Below are 20,216 nucleotides of genomic sequence, written 5' to 3'. Positions count from 1 at the left end.
ATGACACCACTATATCATAAGGAACTCCAATAGTTTGTGATAATATTCACATTATATATCTCTGATTGCGATATTTATGATTTTAACCTTTCGATCTCTGCTTTAAGCTGGCGAATCTCGCCAATATAATCCTCGGACTCGCTCTCCGATGGATCCATCAGCTTCTGTGTTAGCACGAGCTCCAATCGCTGCAGGCGATCTTGGTCTTCACGATTCAACCCGCCATGCGTTCGCGTATTCCGATGAGCAATAAACTCTTCGTACGTTCCATCGAACAATTGGACCTCACCCGCTTCGAGCCGACAGATTCGATTCGCCAATTGCCCAATTAGATATCGATCATGAGATACGATGACAATCGCGCCCGGATACTCTCGGAATGCTTCTTCGATCTTTTCCTGCGTCGCAATATCCAAATAATTGGTCGGCTCATCCAGTACCAGCATATGCGCATCACTAAAATATAATTTGATGAACGCAACCCTGCACCGTTCGCCCATGCTAAGGTCTTTAATCTGTTTAAATACGTCATCCCTCGAGAATAAGAAGCAGCCTAATATAGTTCTGGCATAGGTTTGCGTCATATTCGGAAGCACCAGTAAGCTGTCTAAGATCGTCATCTCTTCTTCCAGATTCTCGAGCTCTTGCGAGAAATAGCCAATCTTAAGCTGAGGATGATGCTTCACGTATCCTTCGGTAGGCGAGAGTTCGCCGATCATTACTTTTAACAGTGTAGATTTTCCTGCACCATTGGCTCCCATCACCGCAATCCGATCTGCTCGCTCGACTTGCAGCTTCAAATTCGTAAAGATCGCTTCCGAATCTGGATAAGCAAAAGCAACCTCCTCCATACGAATCAATGTATTGGATACGAGCGAATCCGCTTCGAACTGGACATGGATTTTCGAATCGTCTTTCGGCTTCTCAACACGATTCTGTTCAAGACGTTCCAGTTCCTTCTCCTTCGCATGGTAGCGCGTAATATTCTTCATTGCTCGCGCTTTGTAATATGATTTTGTAATAGCCACCTCCGTCTGCGTTCCAGCTCGACGTTCAGCGGTATTGAACCATTGCTGATAGCGCCTGATACATTCGAGCAGGGCTTCCTTCTCTTGCTCCTGCTTCTTGTAGAGTGCAGCCTGGGTCTGCAATTCAATATCCTTCTGACGACGGTAGTCCGAATACCCGCCTGCATATCTTGTACAGCCCTTCGGCGTAAGCTCCAAAATCGCGGATGCTGTCCGATCCAGAAATGTACGGTCATGCGAGACCATGAGAATCGTTCCTTTATAAGAGGAGACCCATTCCTCAAGCCATTCAAGCGTCTCGCTATCAAGATGATTCGTCGGTTCGTCAAGCAGCAGGAATCGAGGATTGGCGACCAGAATGCGCGCTAGCTGGGCTTTGGTCTTCTGACCACCGCTTAAATCGGTGTAGGGTTGATTCCATACGGCTATATGTAATCCCACACGCTGCATACATGTGTCGATGTGAACTTCAAATTCATAACCGCCCAAGGATTCAAAACTCGTATACGCTGCTTCATACATCACGAATATATCTTCATGCTGATGGTCATCGGATCCATGCTGTAGAGCAGATTGTAAATTTTCCATCGTTATTTTAGCTGCGTACCACGCCGTCATTCCTTGCTGAACGAAGTCGCGTGTCAGGACATTCGAATCGATCTCCAATTGCTGATCTAACGTCCCCCATGCTGTAACAGGGAGCATACGTTGTATGGTTCCTCCATCCAACTCCAACCTACCCAGCAAGGCTTGCAACAACGTTGTTTTGCCGACACCATTCTTGCCGAACAGCGCGACATGCTCCCCTTCCACGATTTCTAGGTTGACCTGTTCAAAAATGACTTTCCCATTATATTCTTTGGATGCTTGATTTACTTTTAAAAGTGTAGATTTCATACACATTCCTCCAATCGTCATGAACAACAAAAAAATCCACGGCCGCATCTGACCGTGGATATCGCAAACGAAATGTGTATGGGGTAAGACAAGATGAGTACACGAATAAGAGAAGCCGCCTACTCTACCTCCATGAGGTGAACAGCAACACTTCACTCGTACACATTAAATCAGTCCCCGTAAATAGACACACGTATCTCGTTCACTCTACCCTCGGCAGAGGCCGCTTGAATACCTTTATTCAAGTTAGCGACGAAAATAACGTGTAATTACTTCATTGGACTGTGTGTACCTCCGTAAATTCATAAGATGAAGACATCATAGCATGTTCAGTGAACAATCTCAAGCAATTCCTAGCTGAATAAGCCTTCGCCAATGAAAGAATTCGCATTCTTCACACCTGGCGGAACGACGAAATAACCGCCACCCACCGTCTGGGTATATTTCATCAGCTGATCCAATTGCTTCGCATTCGTTAACCGATTCTGGATCGATTCGAATTGTGTCTGAAAATTTCGGTTAAAGCAGATGAACATGAGTCCTGCATTCATTCGTCCCACCTCATCAAGCCCATCCATGAAGTTGTACCCACGGCGTAGAATGCGTTCGCGTTCGGATTGTTCCCCATTGCGCGGATTCGACAGACGAATGTGGGAATCAAGCGGTGTGACTTTACCATTCGTATCGTTCTTAAAGTTAGGCTCATCATGTTCATTGATACCGTCCATCGGGGCACCGGTAATCTTCTGCCGTCCAATTGTATCTTCCTGCGTCTTATAAGACAATTGATCCCACGTCTCGATACGCATCTGAATCCGGCGGACTACCATGTACGTCCCTCCAGCTAGCCAAGCTGGTGCATCTTTGCCGTTAAGCCATACATTATTGTTCATAAATGCATCATCGTTCAAGCGCGGGTTATTCGTACCATCCTTGAAACCGAATAGATTCCGAGGGGTACCTTCGGGCTTCGTGCCGAACTGACCTGTATGCTGCCAGCGCATATGCGCGATCCCACTCGAAGCAATCGATAGATTACGTATCGCATGGAAGCAGACCACAGGGTCGTCTGCACAAGCTTGAACAACGATATCGCCATGCGTTAATGGCTCTTTGAGTGCATCAAGATGGAAGATTGGCATTTGCCCGAACCCTTTTGGTTTTTTACTGGATAAACCGAGCTTATCGAATAAGCTCGCGCCAAATCCTATCGTAATGGTCAATTTAGCTGGGCTGAGTCCAACTTCTTCCCCTGTATCCAGCGGTGGAAACTTCGCATTTTGAGTTTCATCATTCGGCGGCTTTCCAGCTGTCATCCTTGCGATCATTTTCGTCCATGTTTTAAGTAAATCCTTGACATCATTCCGATCCTCCGAGATCAGGTCAAATGCTGTAATATTAAGAAACTGCTGTCCCGGAGTTACGATTCCAGCCTGGTGAACGCCAAAAAACGGCTCCGTATCGGGAGCTGTTCTCGGGTTTGTTGCTGTTGCGTTCGATGGGGGTTCTGGCGTCGGATCCACTACACCTTGCACACGGCTAGGCAGATCGATCATATTCCCAATGACAAGACCTGCTGCGCCAGTAACCGCCATGCCTAGAAATTTGCGTCGACTAAGTTGTTTAGACATGTATCTATCCCCTTATTGTCCTAAAGTTCCAGGAAGTTTGACCATGGGTACTGCCAAAGCTTCTAGTTTATTCTTGAGGTCCATTTGCTGTGTCTGGCTTAATTTATCATAAGGTGTATATACGCCGTTCGGTGTGAAATCATCGATCTGTTTCAGCACAGTTTTCAGGTTTTTATCAATTTTTTCTTCTAATGAAGCGTCTTTCTTCTTCAGCTCTGCGCGTAAGAGTTCAAAAATTTTCTGTGCTCCATCCACATTCGCTTTAAGAACTGGAAGCGTCGCTTGACTCCACCGTTCTTCCTCACCAGTAATTTTTTTGGACTGCGCTTCTTCCATCAATTCACCTACGCCTGTAACGAACAATGTTGGATCAATCTGCATGGCTGCAATCTCTTCACGCATTTTTTTACCGTCGTCAAGAAGGCGTTCTGCGAACTTCACCGCGCCCTTCGTCTCTTTCTTCACGAATAATAAATGTTCAATACGGTGATATCCTGTAAAGTTCTCATCTTCTTCATTCGCAAAATCATCCACACGCGCATCCATCGTACCGTCCAACTCTGCAAATAGCTCGATCACTGGTTCAATCCGCTCATAAGGAAGACGAGATTTTACGTATTGATCTTGAGCTTTCTTCAAGTCGCCGCCTTTAATCTCCTTGAGCAATGCTTCAAGTCCAGTAACCAAAGCATCGCCCTGCTCTTGCACATATTTCGCGTATTCCTTCGTCGCAGCTTGAATTTCAGCTGACTGTTCCAGAGAATCTTTATTGACCGCACCCTCACCGGACTTCAGCGTATCGCTAAGCTGCTGCAAGGCAGGTAGGAGGGAATCATTTAACGTCGTTAATACATCGTATTCGAGTTCGGTTTGTTTGCCGCCAGCAATTAATGTGTTTAGATATTTCTCTACATTCACATATTGATCAGGCAATTTGGTCTTCACGTCATTCTCGAAGGAGAGCCATTCTTCATCGATTTTCTTCGTCAGCTCTTGAACCTTTGCAGCATCTTTCGCTTCTAATGCTGACTTCAACTCGCCTGAAGTCACGATCATGCTGTCTGTTCCAGTCTGTGGATCTACCGTCGATGCTGCAATCTGGATCGCATTTTCACCGGTTTGCGTCGTTCCAGTAGTTGGTGCTTTCTCACTCGCAGCATCCTCTTTCGTACCACAAGCCGTCAATGCCGCTGCGAATAATGAGATGCATAACAAGTAGGATGCAAGTTTTAATTTTGTATTTTTCATTCTTTATGACCCTCTCTCTATTAACCTGAAATTGGTTTTATCATTTTTTTCTTTGTCTGAACACGTTGATAGATAATTACAATGATTGCAATAGCAACAATGATGAGCTGCGGGATCACACTTTGCCAAGATGGGTAGAGTGCTATGAAATGAATGCTTGGGAAAGGCGCCTCGGTCGATGGGATCGCACTCGCCAGCTGTAGACTATGAATGCCCATGCCTGTAAATTTGAGACACAAATAGAACACAATAATACTAGATACGATAAAGAACGGCCGGATTGGGAGCTTAACCCCAACGGTCAGCATGAGATACGCAACAATCGCTAATACGCCAAAGCCAATCAAAATCCCTAAAATCAAATTCTGCATGGATATCTGGTTCACCATCCCGATGAGGAACAACACTGTCTCGGTTCCCTCACGGAAGATGGCTAAGAATGAAAGTAGCCCTAAGGAGATCATCTGTCCTGTCTCCATTGCGGAACGGCTCTTCTGCTGAATATATTGCTGCCAATCCTTAATATTCGACTGCCGATGCAGCCAGTAACTCATATAGAGCAGCATGACTGCCGCGATAATCCCCGTCCAGCCGTTGATCACAAAATTGTTCTCACCAAATGCTCCGGATGAGAATACGAATTTCACAATAATTGCGAGGATCAAACTAAATAATAAACCTGCAGCAATCCCCGTCCAAATCCATGTCTTCCCTTTCTTACTCTCCGGCCCCGGACTACGCTTCACGAAGGCAAGCAATGCTCCTACGACAAGCAGCGCCTCTAGTCCTTCACGGATCGGAATCATCGCGGCATCCATCATCGTATATTCTGTCTTGGATGCTAGAGGTGTTAAGTATGTAATCATACTTGCAATCGTCTTGCCTGCACCTTCCAGATCGCCTTGTTCTAGCATCGCTTGAATCACGACAAGATCACGTTCGGAATCACTATATACTGTACCTGATTGTGCGACTACAGCCCCTTCCACACTTAACCAGGATTGTCTTGCTTTCTTAATCTCAGTTAACGCAGCATCTGAATTGGATTGATCTACAGCCTCTTTGGTCTTCTGCAGAATCACGATAAAATCAGATAATGTAATATCCTCTTGTTTAAATCCCGCTCCAGATGTATAGCCGTTCGATATATATTTGTTGTTCACGGCCTGAAGATCTGTGAGTGCCTTGGCTAAATCTTCCTTCTTGCTCTTAATGGCCGCATAATCGAATTGGCCCATTGCAGATTCAATATCCGTATAAGCCTTTGCTGAATCTGGCTTAATGTTGGTTTCGATCTCTAGCCATGTCTTGCGGAACTCTTCAAAACTCGCCTTCGCTGCCTCTAGATCGCCTTTCTCGACTTCGGATAACGCTTGGTCTAACACCTTATTCGCTTGCGCGAGTTGATCTTGACCTTTCGTTGCAGCCATAGCCGTCAAAGGACTCATCACAAGCATGACGATGAAGAGGATCGATAGGACGGGCTTCAGCGTTCTTTTCATATACCTTTCGCCTGCCTTTATCTCTATATTATCAACAAAAATAAACCGACAATGAGAATCATTATCGGAGTTTAGTGTACTGCTGCTATTTTTTTCTGTCAACCATTTTTTACTAGAATGATTCTTAAATAGAAATGATGCAATTTAATGCTGGTCAAGTTGAATCTGCATACCTGTTCTTGCTAATGTAACCTGATTCGGAAGCTCATAATTCGCTTGCAAATCTACCCCATGACCCATGTGCGTAAAATAAACACGTCGAGGCTGAATTTCTTGAAGCAGTTCCATCGCCTCGACCATATCATAGACGGATCGCGAGTGAAAATCCGCTTCCTCGTAATAGAAGTTCGTTCCCAAGATCAGGATATCTAGGTTGATGAGGAATCGCTTCTGATCCGGATCAAGGTTGATGGCATCCGAACAATACCCTACCCTCATATCCCCCTTCGTAAGACGATACGCATAGGACGTACCGTTCTTCCCATGACACATCAAATGCGGTTCGATCGTCCATCCCCCAAACAGGATACCTTCCGCTGTAATCGGGTGAAATTGCAGCTGTCTCGGCAGCCAAGGGAACTGATCACAGATCGTATCCAATACCTCTGGCGGACTATAGACATCTCCCTTCTCCCCTGTCCATCTGCAAGCATCCGCCCACTCTGGCATACCTGCGATATGGTCAAAATGCGCATGCGTAATCAAGGCCGTCTTCATGAATCGTTCTCCTAAATGCTCCATCTGTGCAACCCAATCTGGGCCACAATCAATGAGTAAATCTCCTTCACGCGTTCGCAGCATCACCGAAGATCGATATCGTCGATTGACACCTGTCGTACGCGCCTCCTGACATATTTCACAGTCACAATACACACGGGGAACCCCCATCGAATCGCCTGTACCGAGGAAGATGAGTTCGTCCATTCGCATTCATCCTTTCAAGCAATAACTCGTTTCTACTCATCCTTGTCTATTCTAGTCTAGCATGTGATTTCGCATCGGATCAATCCAAAGCCTGTCTCTATATAGCAGAAAAGCGCTCCAAGGAGCTCTCCTCCTCAGAACGCTTTTGACCCAAATGGATGAAATCAACCTACATAAGAAGGTTTCGCCGATGGTACTGACGGTGCGGCAGGCTCTTGACCGCTCGCACTGCTCCCTTGCTGCAATTGATACATCTGATAGTAACGACCTTTATGCTGCATAAGCTCCTCGTGGTTACCCTTCTCTACAATCTCCCCACGGTGCATGACCAAGATTTGATCCGCGCTGCGAATGGTCGATAATCGATGGGCAATGATGAACGTTGTACGCCCTTTTTTGACGACATCGAGTGCGGATTGAATGATCGCTTCCGTCTCCGTATCAATGTTCGCTGTAGCCTCATCCAGGATAAGAATCGCAGGATTGAACGCTAATGCGCGTGCAAAAGAAACAAGTTGGCGCTGGCCTGCGGACAATGTACTTCCTTTCTCAATGACCGGCTCATCGAAGCCCTTCGGCAAGTTCGCAAGAATACGTTCCGCACCAACATCACGAAGCGCCTTCTCAACCTGCTCCCGAGTGATTGAGGGATCATCCAGACTTACATTGCTTGCAATGGTTCCTGTGAAGAGGAATGGATCCTGGAGCACGATACCCATATGTTGACGAAGCAGCTGCTTCGGAATGTCCTGCACATTGATGCCATCAACCGTGATTGCACCTTTCTGCACATCATAGAACCGGAACAAGACATTGAGAATGGAGCTTTTTCCTGAGCCTGTGTGCCCGACAAGTGCTACCGTCTGCCCTTGTTTCGCTTCGAATGAAATATTCTTCAAGACATATTCCTCTTCTTTGTAAGCAAAGGAGACATCGTCGAACTTCACGTTTCCTTGATAACGATCCAAGGTACCCTCAGCCACATCGGTTCCCGGTTGATCCATCAGCTCGAACACGCGCTCAGCAGATACTAAGGCTTGCTCCAGCTGTGCGAGCTGGTTCACCATCCCTACGATCGGCTGGAACATCCGTCCGAGATAGTCCACGAATGCATAGATGACCCCGAAGGAGATAGCCCCGCCGATATCAAAGGATCTGCTTCCGAAATACCAGATGACGACTGCTAACGCCAAGCTGCGCAATACATTAACCAAGTTGTGCGATGTCAGAGCGTTCAAGTTCAACATTTTCGTACGATAATGGTAATGCTGTTCATTCATCTCTTCGAATTCTTGCTCCGTATCCTTCTGACGACGGAACGCCCGGATTACCGTCATTCCTTGGATCGATTCGTTGATCAATCCATTAATATCGCTCAGCTTCGAACGAATAATACGGTTATATTGCGTTGCGAATCGACGATAAACATAGATCCATAAGATCAGAATCGGAACGATGATTAGACATACGAAGGCAAGTCGCACATCCAATAAGAATAACGCTACGAAAATACCTGTAATATAGACGGTGCCTGAGAAGAAGTTCGCAAGCACATTCACGAATAGATCTTTGACTGCTTCGGTATCATTCGTGACCCTCGATACCACTTTACCCGCAGGTAATGTATCAAAATAATTGATAGGCATGCGGTGAATCTGATTATAGACGTCCATCCGCATCTTCTGAATAACGCGGTTCGCAGAAGTCTGAAGGTAGTAAATCCGTCCATATTCGAATATACAAGCGACCACTAACAAGGCCAAGTAACCGCCCATGAGCATTAAGATCCCTTTCATCTCCGGCTTGTAAAAGCCGATCAGTTCATTCACGGAAATCTTCGTCGCTGCATACGTAGTCAACTCGCCATTCCCAGACTTAATCTGAAGCTGGCCGTCAGCAAAAGTACGTTCGCCTGTCGCCTGAACCGCTTTATGAACAAAGACGAATTGTCTGCCAACCTGGAGCACGCGAACTTCCTGACCTTTCGCGTCCCCCGATTCCAAATGATCGGAACGTTTGTAATAATGCCCTTGATATTGCACCGCATCCTTACTCGACGCGTTTACTTCGACCCATGACCTCTCGATGCCGAGAATATGATTGTCAATCATCGTCTTCGCGATGAAAGGACCAGTCAACTCTGCCGCAACCGCAACTGCGAGCATGAGAAGCGCAAGAATAAACGATTTTTTATAGATAAGTGCATATTGATATAATTTCTTCATGACGTTCATGGTCTCACCACCTTACGATAAGTTAGCTTCTACTTGCTGACGGTCAAATTGTTCTTTATACCATCCACCTGCAGCAAGCAGCTCTTCATGGGTGCCTCGTTCCACGATTTCCCCGTTATCTAATACAATAATAATATCCGCATGCTGTACCGCAGAGAGACGGTGTGTCGTAATTAATGTCGTACGACCTGCACGTTCACGGCGGATATTCTGAATAATTCTCGCTTCGGTCTTCGCGTCTACCGCTGACATCGCATCATCCAGCATTAAGATCTCAGCATCTGCAATCAATGCACGAGCGATCGATACTCGCTGCTTCTGTCCACCAGAGAGAGAGACCCCTTTCTCACCAACAATGGTCTCGAGCCCATCGGCTAACGTATTCATATCCTGTAAGAAGGATGCGGATTCGAGTGCTTTCTTTACATCCTCTTCCGATGCGTCTCGACGACCGTATTTAATATTTTCACGCACCGTTCTAGAGAATAGAATTTGTTCCTGCGGCACGTAAGCAACCCATTGATTAACTTCTTCCAGCGAAATGTCGTCCAGGCGAGTACCAGATACCTTGATCTCCCCTTGCCCAATCGGGTATTCACGTAGTAATTGCTTCATGAGTGTCGTCTTCCCGCTTCCCGTCTTCCCGACGATTCCAAGCGTCTGACCTCGTTCTAATGTAAAGGACATATCTTTCAAATTATCTGTCTCCGACATTGGATATTTGAATGTCACTTGATTAAATTCAATCGTGTGAGGTACCCCTACTGTCGCCGTGCGTTCTGCATTCTCAACATCAGGTGTGTAGGACAATGTCTCATTCACACGATCGAGCGATGCTTCACCGCGCTGCATCACGTTGATCAATTCTCCAATCGCGAACATCGGCCAGATCATCATCCCAAGGTAAACGTTGAAGGAGACGAGCTCTCCTAGCGTAATCTCTTGATGGAACACGAGGTAGGCACCATAGGCCAGACCAATCATATAACTCATTCCGACGAGAATTTTGATTGTTGGTTCGAACAAGGCATCAATGCGGGCTACGTCCACATTTTTGCGGAATACATCGTCCGTCAGGTTAGCGAACCGACGTTCATCCGCCTTCTCTTGAACATAGGCGCGAATAACGCGTACACCCGAAATAGCCTCAAGCACCTGATCATTCAATGTTCCGAACGCATCTTGCGCAATGGTGAAGCGTTCATGAATCTTCTTCCCATAGATGCTCATCGCAACGGCAATGAGCGGGAGCGGCAAGATGGCTGCCAAGGTGAGCTTCCAACTGATCATAATCCCCATCGTGAATAGAATCGTCAACATGAAGAAGCTGGAGTCAACGATCGTTAAGACACCGAAGCCGACCGTCGTCGATACGGCTCCCAAATCATTCGTCGCGCGGGCCATTAAGTCGCCCGTACGGTTCTTCTCGAAAAATGTAGGCGTCATCTTCAACAAATGCTTCATGAACCGTTTGCGTAAAATCCGCTCAATAAGGAAGGAGCCTCCAAAGATTTGATACATCCATATATATCCCATAATGTAGACGAGTACCGTAATCCCAAGGAACATAAACAGAAACTCCGTTAATTTCTGCGATGTTAATGTCCCCTGCTGAATCTGATCAATCGCCTGACCCATTAAATTCGGAGGTACCATCTCGATAAAACCGAGTAAAATCAACAGGACAATCCCTACAATGTACCTTTTCCGATACATTTTGAAGAACCACCCTAATTTAAATAAAATCGAAAACATGTTTATTTCCCTACCTCTCCATTCAACTCTTCAATCGCAAGCCAAGCCTCATATAAATCGCTTAGTTCTTGCTCCACTGCCGTGTGCTCAGCGTATAGCCGCGAGAGCTCCGCAGTATCTGTTCGATACTCCTCATTCTGTAAAGCGAGTTCCAGGTTACATCGGTCTTTCTCCTTTAGCGCAATTTGTTGTTCGAGTTGAACCTTACGCCGTTCTGTCTTCCTATTCTCTGATTCGGTTGTGGCGTTACGTTCTCGGATGGGAGCATTCACCCGTTCTGTTTCGGGCTGTACCTGTACAGCCTTCTCCTTCTCTAATTGCTCCTTATATGCATCAAAATTACCCATGTAGCGCGCCACCTTCTGATTCCGTAGCGCCCATACATGTTCAGCAATTCGATTCACGAAATAACGATCATGCGAGATCGAGAGTACCGTTCCACGGAACTCTTCGAGCATCTCTTCCAAAGCTTCTCTCGAAGCGATATCCAAATGGTTCGTCGGCTCATCGAGCACCAAGAAATTCGGCGTTCGCTGCATGATTAATGCAAGCTTCAGCCGCGTCCATTCCCCACCGGATAGATTCATGACAGATTTGAAGACGGATGCGCCATAAAATAAATACTTGGCTAACATCCCTCGAGCCTCTCCCTCTTCAAGCCCCAACTCATAACGGAAGTACTCGAGCACCGTAACGTTCTGCTCCGGTGGTTCGTCTTGTGCGAGATATCCGATATCCACGCGTGAGCCAAGCCGGATCTCACCCTGGTCGGGTTGTTCAAGACCCAGAATGAGCTTCAACATCGTACTCTTGCCAGCGCCATTACCGCCAATGATCGCGATACGATCTCGATAAGCGAGGTCAAGCGAGACATCGTGGAATAACGGAAGCTGATCGTATCCTTTCGATACGTCTTTCAGACTGAGCACATCTTTACCCGATCGATCCGTTTCATTCGGCTGAAAATCAACTTTCTTTCGCTCCAGCACAGGACGCTTAATTTTGTCCATCCGATCTAATGCCTTCTGAATCGAGGCTGCGCGCTTGAAGAACTTCTCGTTATCGCCTTTATTTCCCCATTCGATATAACGTTTTATTGCCTCTTTCATCTGCTTAATCTGCTTCTGCTGATCTTTATAATCAGCGAACTGCTGCAGAAGATTTTGCTGCTTTTCTTTATGATAATCGGAGTAGTTCGTCATATATGTCGTTGCTTCTCCGTCTTCAATCTCAATAATTTGGGTCACGACCCGATCCAGAAAATAGCGATCATGCGACGCAATCAGGCAAGTGCCTGCATAGGCTATGATATATTGTTCAAGCCATTCAACTGCATCGAGATCCAAATGGTTCGTCGGTTCATCGAGCAGCAGGAAATCGGGACGTTCAATAAGGAGCTTCGCAAGTGCGACCTTCGTCTTCTCTCCACCTGAGAGATCAATAAATTTCCGATCAAAGCTCTCCGACTTGACTCCAATGCCATTTGCGACCTGCGAAATGCGCGTCTCGATTTCATAACCACCCGCTCGCTCGAATGCCTCTTGTATTTCAGCATATCGCCGAAGCAGCAATTCCATTTTTCGCTCATCGGTCGCTACTTCTTGATCACTCATCTCCACTTCAAGCTCATGTAATTTGGACTGCAATTGTATTGCTTCCCGGAAGCTCTCAAGGAGTACGTCATATACCGTGCTAACTTGGTTTTCCACTTGTATTTGCGTTAAGTATCCGATCTTCGTTCCGCGGGGTATCGCAATCGTTCCCGTATCAGGTGTATCTGTGCCGGCCAGCAGCTGCAGCAGCGTTGATTTACCAGCCCCGTTCTGTCCGACAAGTCCTACTTTCTCTCCATCATTAAATTCAAACGTTATATTAGACAGCACCTGTGTCGCGCCGTAATATTTCTCAATGTGATTGCAACTAATCATGTCAATCTTTTCCTCCTGGGCATATACGAACGTCATGTTCGTTCTCGTAATGGTGGTACACACATCACGATTCCGCCTCCGAGGCAACAAAAAAAGGGCCGTAGGGAGGAGTCCCTACAGCCCTTTAGCTATTTCGTCCGCTAAGGTTTAGGCAGGAATCGTTCCGCGTGAGTAAACTCGCTATGTGCAAAAATGGACAGACCTGTAGCGTGAATAGCTCCAACATATGCGAAGCCAGCTGTTTGTACCATCATTACGTTCTTCTTCATGTTCTGATCCATTAGATTGATATTCATCCTGCCTACACCTCCTTTTCTTAAAGTAGTATTACCATAACACACCATATTTGAGTTTTGCAAGCACATTTTCAATTATTAAACGAGAATTTAGGTTTTGGGTGACTACTATTCTATAAGACGCTAATTACTCTAAGCAAGCAAAAAAGAAAAAGACACATCCGTTAGAGACGAATATGTCTTAGCTTTAGTGATTATTATTTTCTTCTATTCTTTCTGCTCATGAGATAGACTACGAGCAATAATAGGACGACAACTGCACCAATTCCTACAGGCAGTAGCATGTTAGATGATGATGATTCATCCGCAACTTTCGTATCGTCCTTCACCGGTTCGGTGACGGAAGTAGTATCGTCCTGTGGATTAGACCCCTTGTCGGGAGTAACTTGCTCGGGTTGCTTAGCTTCTTGCTTCGTATCATCTGGCTTCGCTGTCTTGTCCTCTTGCTTCACTTCTGGCATCTTTACGGTGAACGAATAGGAGTGCTTGACGACATGTCCATCTTCGCCGAGAATTTTCCAATTCACGGTATATTCGCCATTCGGCAGCGCTTCTGGCAAGGTGCCAACCATTGATTTATCTTGCACCGTTACTTTTAACGAGTCAACTTTTTGCTTAGATGCATCGAGAATATCGAAGGAACTTAATTCACCAATTGTTGTTTTGAAGTTGAGCGTAATTTCTTTTAATTCGGTCGTAATGACTTCTTTGCTGCTAGGGGACGAATCTTTCAATCCCGTATGTGCGAAGATCGTCGTCGGTAAAATCAGGGTAAAGATGAGTGCTATGCAAAATATCATTGTTTTTTTCATTTTCGTTACTCCTTCAAGCTAAATTTCGAACCCCGAACATTATAACAGACTGTTCTGATGATTCAAATGACTCGAAGGGGCTATTGACTTACGCAGCATGTATAGGAATTAACCTTTCTACTTGCTCTTCTTCATCATTTTTTCTCATATAAATTCGCGCGCCAACCATTATCCCAACGGAATTCTCTTACATACGCATAACCGCACTCTTGATAATATTGGTTCAATCGTGGGTTGTCCAACATGCAATCGAGCCGAATCGTATGCTTACCTTGATCCTTGATGTAATCCTCTGCCCATTGCAACAGCTGCCGTCCAATCCCAAAGCCAGCATGGCGTCTGCTAACGGCAAATCGATGGATATAACCTGCGTCGTCATGATCAAGTTCCTTCCAAATGGCATCCGACCAGCAGATGAGGCAGGTGCCTACGACCTCACCATTCCTCCTTGCTAGAAACAGCTCGTATCCTTTCTCGAAGCAGTCTCGCACTTGATTGACATCGAAATGATTAGGGTCCCATTGATCTATGCCTTTGGATATGAGCCATTTGGCGGAACCGATCCATAAGTCAAAGATGAGATCACTCTCGTCGATTGTGGCCTTGCTGACATCGAGGCTCATCATTTGATTCATAACTTCACCTCAGAAGTTAATTCTCTTCTGACCTTAGTGGTTCGCACCTTCAATTGCTTAATGAGAACATAAATGATTACGATAGGCACGAAGTTAATTCCTATGAGAGTAACATTACTATCCAACTGAATATAGAAATTAAACTCACTGAATAAACCAATCTTGGTCTTAAACACGGTATCTATCCCTTGCATCCATTGGACTGTGAATTGAGATCCAGCGATAAAAGTATATGTAACCCCTTGAAATACAAACTGAGGAAATTGAAAAGCCTGAACGATCATAGATAAAGAATAACCGCTTTTCATATCTTGTAAGAGCAGAAAGCCAGCTAGACAAGACATAAGGTACAGCGCCACAAAGATCAAGGAAATAATCGTAACCACTAGATTATTCAACTCACTTAAACGTAGCAAAAGTCCAAATGTTATAAGTATCCCTACGATCCCGCCAATTATTTCGTACCAACCAATTATTTTGCGAATGGTTCCTGCTCGATTTACATGACGTATCTTCTCACCTTTAAGACGAATAGATCCATTACGATATTGTAATGCACAGGAATAACAGTGACCGGGATGTTCAGCATCATGGCATTTGTCACAGAGATGAATATGACATAAATGGCATTGAACCGATGCCTCAATTTCAGGATGATAATAACAATTCAAAAGAACGACCCTTTCTAAATACAGAAATGTTATACTCTTTCAATTTTATCCTAATGGGAAATATTGGTCTATATAAAAATAGTATGAAATAGAAAAAGGTGCCCTAATCTATAGGAACACCCTTCTTTAAACCTACTAATTCATAATTTTCCTAGCAACAAGAACAAGATCATTCAGGTCAATCAAATGATTGTTGTCGATGTCAGAGCGTCTGACCTGCTCCCAGTCTGGGCTGCTTATCGACTTGCCGTAATGAACTGCAATCATCGCAAGATCACCAATACTCACTTTGCCGTCCCCATTCACGTCTTCTGGAATTCCAGCAACAACCTGGATCACGATAGACGAATCCTCGGCTTCATATTCACGTCCATTGGCATCTGCTAACCTACTAGAAATCAAATTCATTGTTCCAGAAGCAGTCTCTGCTCGTTGTTTCGCTCTAAATTCGACTTCAATGGCATCTACATCACCAATGACGGAATGATCTGCTCCTTCACTTACAAGTATGAATCGGATTTGACCCGGCTTTTTGGAATCTATCGAGATCAGATTCACCCCTGCAACTAACGATTTAGCCTGAACAAATTCATAGAGTTCAATATCGTAGCTCAAAGTGTAGTCTTGGGCAAGAATTGCATTCTTAATATTCTCCATGCCTATCCTTACCTGAAAATTTTGGTTCGACTGAACAGTTGTTGGCCCTGTTAATGTAACCTTCACCTCCGAGTTCACGGAGTTGTCAAAGGACTGAACGGCTGCGTCCAAATCCTTCATCGCCTGTGCGACTAGTTCTTCCGATGCCGAAGGATTGTCTGCGACGACCTGAGCCCGATCGATTGCTTGCTGTAGAAGTGCTTTGGAGCCTATCGAATATTGGCCGTTCTGTGTTCCTTCGGTTGCAGCGTTAAGCTTATCTCGCGCATTCCATATTGCGGATGTAAGAGCAGCTTGATCCACTTTTGCGATCGTGATGGTTCGTGGTATCGCAGCAATCGTATCTTGTGCTTTGATTACTTTTATATCATCGATAAAATTCCGGTTGAACACCGTCCCACCCCAGAAAGAACCGAACACGATCGTATTAAATTGCTTCGGCAGCGTCGTATTCGTCGCAATCCATGAGCCATCAATGTACAATTTGATGTCTGTATTGGAGCTATAATCCCATTTGAATTCATGCCAACCTGTAGATCGTGGAATGGATGAATTGGACCAAGTTGATCCGAAACGATAATTATAGAATGCATTGTTATTATACACACCGATCATGGCGCGGCTTGCATCGGTTCCGTTCGAGATGGAACCAACGAGCTGCATCGACGAGGCTTGAATCGTTGCATCATCATAGAACATCATGGTGATTATCCCATTCTGACTCGTATCGAATATTTTCTTCCGCGTCCCTTGGCCGATATACTCCGCACTCTGATTCCCTGTCCAAGACATATCGTTCGAGAGCGTTAAGCCTTTATTGGCTGTATCCCATACCGTATCACCAAACCCGGACTCATCCGTCCCGTCTTCAAAATCGATCGAATAGGTTACCGCATCACGCAAAGTGACCTGAGCCGTTACAGAGATTTCCTTCGCTGATCCTGGTGATTCCTTCATGGTTAGAACTCCCGTACGATCATCAATCGTTGCGAAGCTAGCCGTGGTATTGTAATCCACAGCTACAAATCTAGGATCCTGTGTGAAATCGATCAAACGCTTATCACTCATCTCACCTTCAAGCTTAAGATTTACCGTTGATCCTACAGCTGCGTCAATACTGGGCACGGATGACCCTACACGGATCTGCTGCAGTTCTGGGCGGCTAGGTGTAACTTTCACCGTATAACTCTCTGTTTTGGTAACACCATCCATGGTGAGCGAAGCATGGATGGACACATCGCCGCTCTTGAGCGCTGTGAGCTCCATCGTGTCCTGATTCAAAGACGCAACAGTATTGTCAGATAACGTTATATGGGTCTGAGCATTATGCGTTGGCAGTATAGCACCGCTCGCCGATCTTGCTTCCAAATGAATCGTTGTTGACTCACCTGGACTTAATACGGATGGTGCTGCTTTAACCGTGACCGTACTTAGCGGAGGCATGGCTATACCCCAGGCATTGATCTTGTCTGGTACCGAGACTGGCGAGAGAGTCAAATCAGGAAGTTCATTTCCGGTATAGAGGATGACCCACTCCCCTTTTTTCAAATCCACTTCTACTACACCATTCCCGAGATCCGTAACATGAAAATTGCGATTCCCATGTGCTTTCACAGCTCCTGCGAGCCCTGTTCTCACCTTCAATGGCTCACCAGCCAAGCTCTGGATCCGCACGAACTGCGTTGCCCCGTTCTGCCGTTTGGCAGAGATTTGAAAACCGCCATCAGCAAGCATCTGATGAAATTGCGAATCCTTCCATGTGCTTGGTACACTTGGGAAAATTCGCAGCACACCATTGTAGGATTGCAGCAGCATCTCTTGCAATACGCGATTAAAGAAAATCGGTGTCTCAATGACCGGACTTGATTCCGTGTACATCGTATTCGGATGAACTTGTGTATTCACGAACGTATCCAAATAGGATAACGCTGCATTACCTTCACCCTTCATCGATTTGAACGCTGCTCCCGCAAGATAGGAATAGCCACGGAATGATGCCGATTTGCCGAGCCAATAATCAACGGATTGATCAATTAAAGCACCATCGGAAGCATTGTCATAGGTATACTCGAGCAGCGGGTAAATCATCATTAAATGCGACCAATGCCGGTGGGAGGAGGTTAAGTTGACTCCTTTTCCGATCATAAAACCGTTCTTCGCATCAATCGGATATGGCACTAAATTCGACAAGATTTCCTGTGCTTTCTCAGCCGCCGGGTCATTTGCCTGCAATCGGTCGTTTGCTTCAACGATGGCCCCGCATAGCCATTTCAATAATGACAACGTATAGTTGGAATCTGCTACACTGTCGGTATATTCCGGTGATGCCGTCCCTGGAAGATGGTATTTGCCATCTGATTGTTTAACCCCAAGAATATGTATGAAGTAATTAAGATTTCCTTTCATCAACGGGAACAATTGATCTCTTAACAAAGCTTCATCCATCGTCATTCGATACTGCGACCAAATATTAAACAACGCCCAAGTCAGATTTCCCGCTTCCGTAAGTACTAGACTTTTCATGGTCAAACTGCTCATTCGACCGATTGCGTAAGAATCCGCATGATAAGGGCCCGTATTCGCTGCTAACATACTTCGGTTATCATACAATGCATCCACCAAAGGCCCGGCCAATTCAAGATGATTCGACGCATACAAAGGCGCATAAGTAAGCTGCGTATTGAGATTCCACCATATGCCCGGCCAAGTGGTTGGTGCGAACCAAGGTCCCATCAAATCGATCATCGGCTTATCGGCACGTGTCGCGGAAGCTAGTTTGTATAGCTGAATCCAATAGAAGCTCTCTTTCTTGGCATCCGGTATGGAGATAAAGCTCTTCGGATAAAAGTCATGCCACCAAGACTGATGGGATTCACGCAAGCCGTCAATCCCCGCGGCAGAAGCTCGATTAACGGCATCAATGGCTTCTTGCTTCGCGGTTGTACCTGGGTAGGAGAAGCCTTCACTGATATAGATAATCTGACGATTGGCATCGAGATGATCGAATTTCCAAGCCGTCGCATATTGTCCTTCGCCTAATCCATCCGTATGATACTTCACGTCCTCTGGCATCGATTGGACGCTGACTTGAACGTCGCCGACGGTCTCTTGGGTCTGTGCCGGATAAGCGATTAAATCCGCAGGCGGATTGTTCGTTCGGGTCGATTTGGAAGGGTCTGGCTTCCACACCCAAGAGAAATTGCGCTCATTCCCTGTTTTCGTCACATCCAGCACAATGACGTTCTCTGAGGCGTGGGTGAAGCTGTTGATTGTCAGGCTCCCTTGATCTGTCGTAATGGTGCCGCTTGCCTCTGCATCCCATAAACTTAGCCGCATATTCCCCCGAGGATTCCCGCCAACATAACCAAGTTCAAAATGCCCGTTAGGCAGACGCGCTTCCGAGTATAAATCGCCATAGAGCATGTCGTAGCTTTTGCGGTGATCAAATACATCCGTCCGACTCACTTCGAAATTCAGCGTTTTCCCAGCTTGCTGCCAGAACATCGTGCCAAGGAGACCATTTCCGAGAAACACGCCCTCCTTCCAACTCGACGGGAGTATATCCCATTTCATATCACTTCTCGCTAAATAAGATGACCAATCGATTGAAGCATTCACATCTTGTACCCCCTCTGCTGCGTTTACGGACTTGATTCCCCAAGGGATGGAGACAATGACAAGAAGCCAACTCAGAAGAACAAATGAAGCTTTTTTCATTCCGTTACCTCCTTTTCTCAGCTCAAACCTGCTCAAGACAACGCTTTCAGAGCTAATTCGATCGCACTCCCCTCCTGTATAATGAAGCCATTATAAGAGAGATCATGTCCGTAAAAAATAGATTATTTTCCTATAATAGTTGAAAAATATCTGGTTATACAAGCATAATGATTGCTTGATTTTATAAGGTCAAAACCTTACACAAACCGGTCAAAATTGTACCATTACAACTGCATCCAAGGCGATTTTCTTTCCCATCCCAATGGGCAAAAAGAAATACC

General features: G+C 45.6%; 13 protein-coding genes. All 13 read right to left on the bottom strand.

The features are described from left to right. Window positions 1-74: 74 nt before the first annotated feature. The 13 genes from abc-f (C558_RS0119370) to C558_RS32670 all read right to left on the bottom strand — a co-directional run bounded on the left by abc-f (C558_RS0119370) (window position 75) and on the right by C558_RS32670 (window position 19,935). The gene (gene abc-f, locus C558_RS0119370; protein WP_018757950.1) at window positions 75-1,925 is read right to left on the bottom strand and encodes a ribosomal protection-like ABC-F family protein; all 1,851 of its coding nucleotides are present in this window, start codon (window positions 1,923-1,925) and stop codon (window positions 75-77) included. Between the two features lie 353 nt (window positions 1,926-2,278). Further along, window positions 2,279-3,556 carry an iron uptake transporter deferrochelatase/peroxidase subunit gene (efeB, locus tag C558_RS0119365; protein WP_018757949.1) on the bottom strand — a complete coding sequence of 426 codons (1,278 nt, stop codon included), beginning with the start codon at window positions 3,554-3,556 and terminating at the stop codon, window positions 2,279-2,281. A 12-nt stretch (window positions 3,557-3,568) separates the two neighbouring features. Then, window positions 3,569-4,804: an EfeM/EfeO family lipoprotein gene (locus C558_RS0119360; protein WP_018757948.1), complete on the bottom strand. Its 1,236-nt coding sequence runs from the start codon at window positions 4,802-4,804 to the stop codon at window positions 3,569-3,571. Between the two features lie 20 nt (window positions 4,805-4,824). Continuing rightward, window positions 4,825-6,306, bottom strand: coding sequence for an FTR1 family iron permease (locus C558_RS0119355; RefSeq protein ID WP_018757947.1), 1,482 nt, complete (start codon window positions 6,304-6,306; stop codon window positions 4,825-4,827). A 144-nt stretch (window positions 6,307-6,450) separates the two neighbouring features. Then, window positions 6,451-7,230, bottom strand: coding sequence for an MBL fold metallo-hydrolase (locus C558_RS0119350; RefSeq protein WP_018757946.1), 780 nt, complete (start codon window positions 7,228-7,230; stop codon window positions 6,451-6,453). A 164-nt stretch (window positions 7,231-7,394) separates the two neighbouring features. Beyond that, complete coding sequence (locus C558_RS31420) at window positions 7,395-9,464, bottom strand: ABC transporter ATP-binding protein (protein ID WP_018757945.1); 2,070 nt, start codon at window positions 9,462-9,464, stop codon at window positions 7,395-7,397. Between the two features lie 12 nt (window positions 9,465-9,476). After that, on the bottom strand, window positions 9,477-11,219 hold the full coding sequence (locus tag C558_RS0119340) for an ABC transporter ATP-binding protein (RefSeq protein WP_026264015.1): 1,743 nt from the start codon (window positions 11,217-11,219) through the stop codon (window positions 9,477-9,479). Between the two features lie 2 nt (window positions 11,220-11,221). Next, on the bottom strand, window positions 11,222-13,147 hold the full coding sequence (gene abc-f, locus C558_RS0119335; RefSeq protein WP_018757943.1) for a ribosomal protection-like ABC-F family protein: 1,926 nt from the start codon (window positions 13,145-13,147) through the stop codon (window positions 11,222-11,224). A 140-nt stretch (window positions 13,148-13,287) separates the two neighbouring features. Beyond that, window positions 13,288-13,443 carry a hypothetical protein gene (locus C558_RS33895; RefSeq protein ID WP_018757942.1) on the bottom strand — a complete coding sequence of 52 codons (156 nt, stop codon included), beginning with the start codon at window positions 13,441-13,443 and terminating at the stop codon, window positions 13,288-13,290. A 197-nt stretch (window positions 13,444-13,640) separates the two neighbouring features. Further along, the gene (locus tag C558_RS32675) at window positions 13,641-14,255 is read right to left on the bottom strand and encodes a copper resistance CopC family protein (protein ID WP_018757941.1); all 615 of its coding nucleotides are present in this window, start codon (window positions 14,253-14,255) and stop codon (window positions 13,641-13,643) included. Between the two features lie 134 nt (window positions 14,256-14,389). Continuing rightward, window positions 14,390-14,890: a GNAT family N-acetyltransferase gene (locus C558_RS0119320; protein ID WP_018757940.1), complete on the bottom strand. Its 501-nt coding sequence runs from the start codon at window positions 14,888-14,890 to the stop codon at window positions 14,390-14,392. After that, on the bottom strand, window positions 14,887-15,561 hold the full coding sequence (locus C558_RS0119315) for a B-box zinc finger protein (protein WP_018757939.1): 675 nt from the start codon (window positions 15,559-15,561) through the stop codon (window positions 14,887-14,889). The genes C558_RS0119320 and C558_RS0119315 overlap by 4 nt, the downstream gene beginning before the upstream one ends. Before the next feature lie 135 nt (window positions 15,562-15,696). Continuing rightward, the gene (locus C558_RS32670) at window positions 15,697-19,935 is read right to left on the bottom strand and encodes a glycosyl hydrolase family 95 catalytic domain-containing protein (protein WP_018757938.1); all 4,239 of its coding nucleotides are present in this window, start codon (window positions 19,933-19,935) and stop codon (window positions 15,697-15,699) included. Window positions 19,936-20,216 lie beyond the last annotated feature (281 nt).

Source organism: Paenibacillus terrigena DSM 21567 (genome assembly GCF_000374845.1).
GTDB classification, from domain to species: domain Bacteria; phylum Bacillota; class Bacilli; order Paenibacillales; family Paenibacillaceae; genus Paenibacillus_K; species Paenibacillus_K terrigena.
The sequence above is the reverse complement of the archived record's forward strand: the minus strand, read 5'-3'. Positions and strand labels throughout refer to the sequence as shown.

What these genes read in the sequence shown, in the direction of transcription:
- abc-f (WP_018757950.1), bottom strand. Translation starts at nt 1,925, where the DNA reads ATGAAATCTACACTTTTAAAAGTAAATCAAGCATCCAAAGAATATAAT.
- efeB (WP_018757949.1), bottom strand. Translation starts at nt 3,556, where the DNA reads ATGTCTAAACAACTTAGTCGACGCAAATTTCTAGGCATGGCGGTTACT.
- C558_RS0119360 (WP_018757948.1), bottom strand. Translation starts at nt 4,804, where the DNA reads ATGAAAAATACAAAATTAAAACTTGCATCCTACTTGTTATGCATCTCA.
- C558_RS0119355 (WP_018757947.1), bottom strand. Translation starts at nt 6,306, where the DNA reads ATGAAAAGAACGCTGAAGCCCGTCCTATCGATCCTCTTCATCGTCATG.
- C558_RS0119350 (WP_018757946.1), bottom strand. Translation starts at nt 7,230, where the DNA reads ATGGACGAACTCATCTTCCTCGGTACAGGCGATTCGATGGGGGTTCCC.
- C558_RS31420 (WP_018757945.1), bottom strand. Translation starts at nt 9,464, where the DNA reads ATGAACGTCATGAAGAAATTATATCAATATGCACTTATCTATAAAAAA.
- C558_RS0119340 (WP_026264015.1), bottom strand. Translation starts at nt 11,219, where the DNA reads ATGTTTTCGATTTTATTTAAATTAGGGTGGTTCTTCAAAATGTATCGG.
- abc-f (WP_018757943.1), bottom strand. Translation starts at nt 13,147, where the DNA reads ATGATTAGTTGCAATCACATTGAGAAATATTACGGCGCGACACAGGTG.
- C558_RS33895 (WP_018757942.1), bottom strand. Translation starts at nt 13,443, where the DNA reads ATGAATATCAATCTAATGGATCAGAACATGAAGAAGAACGTAATGATG.
- C558_RS32675 (WP_018757941.1), bottom strand. Translation starts at nt 14,255, where the DNA reads ATGAAAAAAACAATGATATTTTGCATAGCACTCATCTTTACCCTGATT.
- C558_RS0119320 (WP_018757940.1), bottom strand. Translation starts at nt 14,890, where the DNA reads ATGAATCAAATGATGAGCCTCGATGTCAGCAAGGCCACAATCGACGAG.
- C558_RS32670 (WP_018757938.1), bottom strand. Translation starts at nt 19,935, where the DNA reads ATGAAAAAAGCTTCATTTGTTCTTCTGAGTTGGCTTCTTGTCATTGTC.